The sequence below is a fragment of the Chryseobacterium sp. RU37D genome (assembly GCF_900156075.1).
In the GTDB taxonomy this organism is placed as follows: domain Bacteria; phylum Bacteroidota; class Bacteroidia; order Flavobacteriales; family Weeksellaceae; genus Chryseobacterium.
This window is the reverse complement of record NZ_FTMM01000064.1, coordinates 1-1,208: the sequence shown is the minus strand read 5'-3', so window position 1 is coordinate 1,208 and position 1,208 is coordinate 1. Positions and strand designations below refer to the sequence as shown.

General features: G+C 38.7%; 2 pseudogenes. Both read left to right on the top strand.

The window, feature by feature from the left end:
• Positions 1-590, top strand: a pseudogene (locus BW926_RS14035) (hypothetical protein); the annotation flags it as partial.
• 31 nt (positions 591-621) lie between these two features.
• A pseudogene (locus tag BW926_RS14030) lies at positions 622-1,208 on the top strand (hypothetical protein); the annotation flags it as partial.

Here is a 1,208-nt window from a genome sequence, read left to right as displayed (position 1 = left end):
TGGCTATTAACTCTATTGTTTATTCCCAAGTTGGAATAAATACCACCACTCCTCGTGCCACACTGGATATTGTAGCTACGGCAAATAGTACAACAGCTGCCGGCTTACTACCCCCGATTTTAAAAGGTGATGATATCAAGAGTCGTGATGTGGCCTATGATTCTCATTTGGAGGGCGCAATAGTATATGCCAATGCACCTGTAAGCACAGGTAGTACAAAAACAAGCAATATTACCAAGGCCGGATACTATTATTTTGATGGTAATATCTGGAAAAGTATGACAAACTCCTTTTTAACAGGCAACTCCAAAATAATAACCACAGATTATACTGCCACAGATGATGACTGCGTGATCGAAAGCCATGCACCACAAAATGTTGATTTAACAATTGCATTACCAGCTGCCACCCCTCTCAATAAAGGAAAGGTTTATCTAATATATAATGCCAATGCTGATGTTTTGGCAGGAGGATATCTAACGATAGGAGATCAGAATGACACAACGGTAAAGGGCTCCCGAACAGTTACTGAAGGAAAGGGCAAAATGGTAGTGAGTGATGGCAGTCGTTGGATTATCATAGGATTTTAATTTAAAAAACATTAAAAATATTTAAAAAGGAATGAAAAAAAATAAAAATACAATTTTAGCTCTATTATTTCTTACCTCATGTGGCTTGTCGGCCCAGATGCAATTCAATGGCCCTACTATAAATACCAATATTTCCACCAATGCAAGCAGTAGTTTCTTTAATGTAAGTAAAGCTTTCAGTTCAGCATCTGTTGGAACTCCTTCTTTGTCCAATAATTTTGGAAAAGGGCTTGTTTTTTCAGACACGGACCTGACCACATTCGAGTTTGTTACTGACAGCAGTACGGGAGTTGATTTTCCCAGATATTTTGATGGAATGGTTGTATATAATACCGGGACAGGGAAGACGATGACAGGGAAAAGTAATCTTCCTTCAGTATCTACCGACGTTACTCCTGGTTTCTATTATTTCTATAATCCCAATAATGGTAATAGAAACCCAAGTAGTATAACGACAGGAGTGTGGAAGCCTATGTCTGATAATGCCTGGAAGCTGCTTGGCAACAGCGGGACTAATCCTGCAACTAATTTCATAGGGACGACTGATGCAGTAGATTTTATAGCTAAAACAAACAATCAGGAAAGGCTAAGAATTTCTTCTTCAGGTAATGTGGGAAT